Origin of the sequence: Streptomyces marokkonensis, from assembly GCF_039539045.1 — a bacterium.
In the GTDB taxonomy this organism is placed as follows: Bacteria; Actinomycetota; Actinomycetes; order Streptomycetales; family Streptomycetaceae; genus Streptomyces; species Streptomyces marokkonensis.
In genome coordinates, this window is record NZ_BAABCQ010000056.1 from 35675 (window position 1) to 41674 (window position 6000).

At 74.0% G+C, this 6000-nt stretch carries 4 protein-coding genes and 2 pseudogenes; 2 read left to right on the forward strand and 4 right to left on the reverse strand.

Annotation, left to right across the window (positions count from 1 at the left end):
- Window positions 1-77: 77 nt before the first annotated feature.
- From ABEA26_RS16255 to ABEA26_RS16265, 3 genes are read right to left on the reverse strand one after another with little or no spacing between them, the layout of a single operon-like run.
- A complete protein-coding gene (locus ABEA26_RS16255; RefSeq protein ID WP_345593038.1) occupies window positions 78-1448 on the reverse strand; it encodes a carboxyl transferase domain-containing protein in 1371 nt (456 codons plus the stop codon).
- A complete protein-coding gene (locus ABEA26_RS16260) occupies window positions 1441-2901 on the reverse strand; it encodes an acyl-CoA synthetase (protein ID WP_345593039.1) in 1461 nt (486 codons plus the stop codon). Before ABEA26_RS16260 ends, ABEA26_RS16255 begins: the two co-directional genes overlap by 8 nt.
- Window positions 2902-2952: 51 nt before the next feature.
- Window positions 2953-4344, reverse strand: a complete 1392-nt coding sequence (locus ABEA26_RS16265; RefSeq protein WP_345593040.1) for an SLC13 family permease — start codon at window positions 4342-4344, stop codon at window positions 2953-2955.
- A gap of 176 nt (window positions 4345-4520) precedes the next feature.
- Here ABEA26_RS16265 and ABEA26_RS16270 point away from each other — a divergent pair, with 176 nt between their 5' ends.
- Both ABEA26_RS16270 and ABEA26_RS16275 read left to right on the forward strand, forming a co-directional pair.
- Window positions 4521-5234, forward strand: a complete 714-nt coding sequence (locus ABEA26_RS16270) for a FadR/GntR family transcriptional regulator (protein ID WP_345593041.1) — start codon at window positions 4521-4523, stop codon at window positions 5232-5234.
- 25 nt (window positions 5235-5259) lie between these two features.
- Window positions 5260-5514: pseudogene (locus ABEA26_RS16275) on the forward strand (ATP-grasp domain-containing protein); the annotation flags it as partial.
- Between the two features lie 93 nt (window positions 5515-5607).
- On the opposite strand, the pseudogene ABEA26_RS16280 reads toward ABEA26_RS16275, so the two are convergent.
- Window positions 5608-5844 (reverse strand): annotated as a pseudogene (locus ABEA26_RS16280) (hypothetical protein); the annotation flags it as partial.
- Window positions 5845-6000 lie beyond the last annotated feature (156 nt).

A 6000-nucleotide genomic window follows, 5' to 3' on the forward strand; every position in this document is an offset into this window, starting at 1 on the left:
GACCTACTTGGGACTGTGCGTCGACTACGGTCTGCAGCCCGTCGCTCGCACCCCGTAAGTGTCGTTGGTCCCGGTAGTCACATACGCTCTTCAGAGCGACGATCACCTGTTCCAGGGAACAACTGATCGTTTGTTCGGGTCACGCCAAGCTCGGCGAGGTCCTGCGGCCGCAGCCGGAGTTGACCGGCCGTCGCCTCCACCTCCTGGGGCGGCCGCTTCAGGATCGCCGCCGCGAGCTCCGGCGCGATGACGGAGAAGTAGCTGTCCGGCGTGGCCCAGGTGTTCCCCGGCGCGGCCAGCGCCAGCGCCCCGCCCGAGCCGCCCTCGCCGATCACCAGCGTGGTGACCGGCGTACGCGCCGACGCCACCGCGACGAACAGGTCGGCGATCGCCGCGCCCACGCCCTGCCGCTCCGCCTCCGCGTCGCCCGCCGCACCCGGCGTGTCCACCAGGGTCAGCACCGGAACACCGAGCCGGTCCGCGAGCCGGATCAGCCGGGCGGCGGTGCGGTACCCGGCGGGCCTGGTCGCCGTCCCGGTCTGGGCGGCGTACGCGATCGTCCGCCCCGCGTGCTCGCCGAAGCCGCAGAGCACGCCCTCCGGGTCGGTGCCGCCGCAGCGGTCCCCCGACAGGGCCGCGCGACGGGTGAAGTAGGCGTCCAGGTACGCCCGTGCGCGCGGCCGTCCCGGAGCGCGGGCCCGCCGGACCGCGTCCCAGCCGGTGTCCGGCAGGCGGGTGGCGCCCAGCGGCTCCGGCACGGGCGCCGGGTCGTGCGACGACGCCGTCAGCAGCCGCAGCCACCCGCCCAGTGCCGCGCGCAGCTCCCCGGGCGGTACGACGGCGTCCGCGCTGCCCGCCGCCACCTGCGCCTCGGCCGTGTACGCCGCCGGGTCGGCGCCCGGCGGCCGGACCCGGGAGCCGGCGAAACCCACCTGGGCGCCGGGCAGCGCGAGCACCACGTCGGCGCCCGCGCCCAGCGTCGCCCACCCGCCGCCGGTGGACGGGTCGCGCAGGACGGCGATCTGCGGCAGCCCGGCCTCCCGGACGAGCGCCGACTGCCGTGCCACCCGCTGGAGCTGGGTCAGCGCGAGCATCCCTTCCTGCATCCGGCTGCCACCCGTGGCGACCAACGGCACCACCGGCAACCGGTGTTCACGGGCGTACGCGTACGCCGCCGCCAGCCGGTCGCCGGTGGCGCGGCCCAGCGAACCGCCGAGGAAGCCGAACTCGAAGGCGAGGAGTACGGCCCGGGTGCCCTGGACGTGCCCGGTCCCGCAGACGACGGACTCCTCCTCGCCGGTGCGCTCGGCGGCACGGGCGCGGGAGGCGTCGTAGCCGTGCCAGCCGAGAGGGCCGTCGGGTGGTGATTCCCGCACCGGGTGGGGGAGTTCGGTGAAGTCGTCGGTGACGAGGGCGAGGAACGCGCGCGCGGACAGCCGCTCAGTCATGCGCCAGGGCCCGCTTCATGATCTTCCCCATGTCGTTGCGGGGGAGCGAGTCGAGGTGGCGCAGGACGCGGGGCCGCTTGTGCGGGGCCAGCCGGCCGGCGACGTGGTCGGCCAGCGCGTCCAGGGTCGGCGGCGACTGGGGGTCGGCCGGCACGATCCACGCCACGATCCGCTCGCCCAGGTCCGGGTCGGGCTCCCCGGTGACGGCCGCCTCGCGCACCCCGGGGTGTTCGAGGAGCGCGTTCTCGATCTCACCGGCCCCGATCTTGTACCCGCCGCTCTTGATCAGGTCGGTGGCCTTGCGGCCGACGATGCGGACGTAGCCGTCGGGGTCGCGCACCGCCATGTCGCCGGTGCGGAAGAAGCCGTCCTCGGTGAAGGCGGCGGCGGTGGCGTCGGGGCGGTTGAGGTACTCGGTGAACAGGTTCGGGCCGCGCACCTGGATCTCGCCGACGCTCTCCCCGTCCAGCGCCGCGATCGGCGTGCCGTCCTCCTCCACCAGCCGCAGCTCCACCCCGGGCAGCGGCACGCCCACGGTTCCGGCGCGCGGTTCGCCGTCCGCCCGCACACTCGTGTTCATCAGGGTCTCCGTCATGCCGTACCGCTCGATCACCCGCCGGCCGGTCGCGGCGGCGATCCGCTCGTGGTCGTGCACCGGCAGCGCGGCCGACCCGGACACCAGCAGCCGGGCCCCGGCGAGCGCCTTGGCCAGCTCCGGGTCGGTGGGCAGGGCCTCGGCGATCCGGTGGTACATCGTCGGAACCCCGAACAGCATCGTCGCGCCGTCGGTCAGCTCCCGCGCCGCGCCCTCGGCGGAGAACCTGCCCAGGTGCCGTACGGACCCGCCGCGTCGCAGCGGCCCGAGGATGCCCAGCACGAGGCCGTGCACGTGGAAGAGCGGCAGCCCCTGCACCAGCACGTCGTCTCCGGTCCACCGCCAAGCGTCGGCGAGCGCGTCCAGGGTCGACGCGAGCGCGCGGCGGGGGATGACGGCGCCCTTGGGCGGGCCGGTGGTGCCGGAGGTGTAGACGACGAGGGCGGGGGCGCCGTCGTCGGTGTGGCCGTCGTCGGGGACGGGGCCGGTGGCGCACGCGTCGACGTCGACGCGCTCCAGGGCGTGCAGGGCGGGTGGGAGTTCGCTTCCCGGGGGCGCCAGGACGAGCGACGGCTCGCTGTCGGCGAGGATGTGCGCGAGTTCCTTGTCGCCGGACTTCGGGTTGAGCGGTACGGCGGGGATCCCGGCCAGCAGCGCCGCCACCACGGCGACGGCCGTCTCCATCGCCGGGGTCGCCCAGACGGCGACCCGCCCGGCCCCCCGGATCCGTCCGGCCGTGCCGCCCGCCGCGGCGGCCAGTCCGGCGTACGTGAGGGAGCGCTCACCGAAGCGCAGGGCGGGCCGGTCGGCAGGGGCGCCGGTCCCGGTGGGGGAGAGGGCGGGGAAGAGAGAAGACACGCGTCGTACTCCTTAGCTGTTGCTCGCGGTTACCGATTCTGCGACGTCGGCCTACCCGAAGCCGGGCACGACCAGCACCAGCCACGCCAGCGCGGGCACGGCCGCCACCACGATCCCTCCGTAGACCATCAGCTGCCTGAAGAATCGCTCACGTTCGGCCTCCGGCGCCGCGGCCAGCACCAGCGCGCCGTTCGTCGAGAACGGGCTGACGTCCACGACCGTCGCCGAGACCGCGAGCGCCGCCACCATGCCGACCGCCCCGATCTCGCCCTGGGCGAGGAAGGGCACCGCCAGCGGGATCAGAGCGCCCATGATCCCGACGGAGGAGGCGAAGGCCGACACGATCGCGCCGATGTAGCAGAGCAGCACCGCGGCCAGCAGCGGGACGCCGATGCCGCCGACGCCCTCGCCGGCCCAGGTGATGGTGCCGATCTCCTCCAGCACACCGACGTACGTGAGGACACCGCAGATCAGCAGGACCGTGGACCAGGCGATCTCGCCGACCGCGCGGCGGCTGTCGTCCGGCCAGGCGGTGCTCAGCACGACGGCGAGGGAGACCGCGGTCAGGCCCGCGTCCAGGTCGAAGCCGAGGACGGCCACGACGAGGGCGATCAGGGCGACCAGGGTGGCGATCCGGGCCGGGGTGAGGCGCAGGCCGGCACCGGTGGCGTCGGCGTCCTGAGCGGGACGGACGGCGACGGCGGCGGGTGCGGTGCCTCCGGGACCAAAACCGGTGCCGGAACCGCCCCCGGAACCGGTTCCGGTGTCCGCGCCGGCGCCGGTGGACTCCGTGTCCGTGCCCACCGCGCCGTCGTCCTCCGGCGCCACCGCCCCCCGCGCCCACAGCTTCCGCCCGCCGAACAGCACGAACAGCACGCCCGCGATGACCAGGTTGGCGATCAGCGAGGCCAGGAAGAGCGTCACCTCGCTGCCGGGCAGCCCCTCGCGCTCGACGATGCCGTTGACGATCGAGCCGTAGATGCTGATCGGCGAGAAGCCGCCGGCCTGCGCGCCGTGCACCACCATCGTGCCCATCAGCAGCGGGCTGATCGCGTACCGGGTGGCGAAGCTCAGCGCGATCGGCGCGACGATCGCGACGGCGGCGGGGCTCACCGCGCCGATCGCCGTGAGCGCGCCGGTCAGCGCGAACATCACCCACGGGATCAGCGCGACCCGCCCCCGGACGAGCCGGACGGCCGCGTGCACCAACCAGTCGGTGGTGCCGTTGGCGCGGGCGATGGCGAACAGATAGGTGACGCCGACGAGGACGACGAACAGGTCGCCGGGGAAGCCGGCGAAGATGCCGTCCGCGTCGAGGTCCGCGACGAGCGTGCCCACCCCGAAGGCGGCGGCGAAGGCGAGTGCGCCCATGTTGACGGAACGCGTGGTCGCGATGACGAACACCACGACGAGGACAAGGATCGAGATGAGTTCGGGGGACATGCGGGGGCTCCCGACGGCTGACCTTACTGGCTGAGTGGCTGAGCCACTTGAACGGTGCGGCTGGTCGGTCAGCGTGGGCCCCGCCCGGACCGCCGTCAAGGGGTCGCGCACGAATTGGTTCAGCCACTCGGCCACCCGATCGCCGGTGCTACGCTCCCGTCGAGAGGGGGGATCTCGTGACCGACGCCCTGCGCCCCATGACCAGGCAGCGCCTGTACGAACAGGTGCTGGAGCGGCTGCGCCAGTACGTCACCGACGGCGGCCTGCGCGCCGGCGACCGGCTTCCGCCCGAACGGGACCTCGCCCAGCGCCTCGGTGTCAGCCGGGCCTCGGTGAAGCAGGCGATCGTGGTCCTGGAGGTCCAGGGCCTGGTGGAGGCGCGGCACGGCGGCGGGACGTACCTGGTGCGGGACAGCCTCGACGTCGAGCCCGTGGAGGAGATGGTCGAACGTCGACGGCGGCTCCCGGACGTCCTGGAGGCCCGCGAGGCGCTGGAGACGAAGCTCGCCGAACTGGCCGCCGAGCGCCGCACGGAGGACGACCTGGCCGCGATGCGGTCCGCGCTGGCCGTGATGGCCGAGGAGATCGAGCGCGGCGGGCACGGAGCCGAGGGCGACCGGCTGTTCCACGCGGCGGTGACGGCGGCGGCGCACAGCAGCCTCCTCGCGGAGTTCATGCGCTCCATCGCCCACCAGATCGCCGAGAGCCGCACCGAGTCCCTGCGTCAGCCGGGCCGTCCCGGCCGCTCCCTGGCCCAGCATCGGGCCATCCTGGACGCCGTCGTGGCCCGGCAGCCCCGGCAGGCCGCCACCGCGATGCGCCGCCACGTCCGCACGGTCGCCAAGGTCCGGCTGCTGGACTGGGACCCGGAACCGGAAGAGGAACGATAGGCATGTCCCCCGCCTCCACGAGCGGAAGGTCGCGCACCCGGTCCTCGAGCCCTGGACCCCGACCCCGGCCGAACTCGCAGTCGCCGAACGTGCCCTGGCCGCCGTACCGGACGCCCCCGAGCTGCTGTACGCCCGCGTCGACCCGGTGGACGGGGAGGACGGGGAGGACGGGGAGCCTCGGGTGATGGAGCTGGAGCCGGTCGAGCCGAAGCTGTTCCTGTGGCTGCACGAGGGGGCACCGCGACGAGTGGTGGAGGCGGTGCTCGCAGCGGCCCGCTAGCGGTCGCCGTCCGCCGGAGCAGGCGCCCCACGTGAACTCGGCGACGACCTCGTGCCGTCGCCCCCGCGCGTCCGGGGCGGTGAGGGCCGGCCGCGGGGGTCCCCCCACGGAGCGGTACCGGGCGGCGGCCGAGCGGGAGCGCGGGGAGCGGAGCATCGCCTGTCAGCACCTGTCGGCCTCCCGCATATCGGCGATCGAGGCGCCCAGCTCGCGGCGGGCGTCCTCCACCGGCCCCGGGTTGTGGTCGGCCATGCGGCGCAGCAGCACCAGCTGGAAGTCGCGCGGGTTGAACGGGCCGGCGGGCGGCTTTCCGGTGGGCGTGCCCACCATCGTGGACCATGGACGGGGCGCAAGCCCATTGCCCCGGGAAACGCGGTGTGAGTAGCCTGTGTTCGTTATTCCGATCGCCTGTTGAAATCTCGAACAACTTAGGAAGTCGGAGGCCAAGCGGTCTTAGGAAGACAATTCACGTAAGCAACTCCTTGG

What these genes read in the sequence shown, in the direction of transcription:
- ABEA26_RS16265 (WP_345593040.1), bottom strand. Translation starts at nt 4,344, where the DNA reads ATGTCCCCCGAACTCATCTCGATCCTTGTCCTCGTCGTGGTGTTCGTC.
- ABEA26_RS16255 (WP_345593038.1), bottom strand. Translation starts at nt 1,448, where the DNA reads ATGACTGAGCGGCTGTCCGCGCGCGCGTTCCTCGCCCTCGTCACCGAC.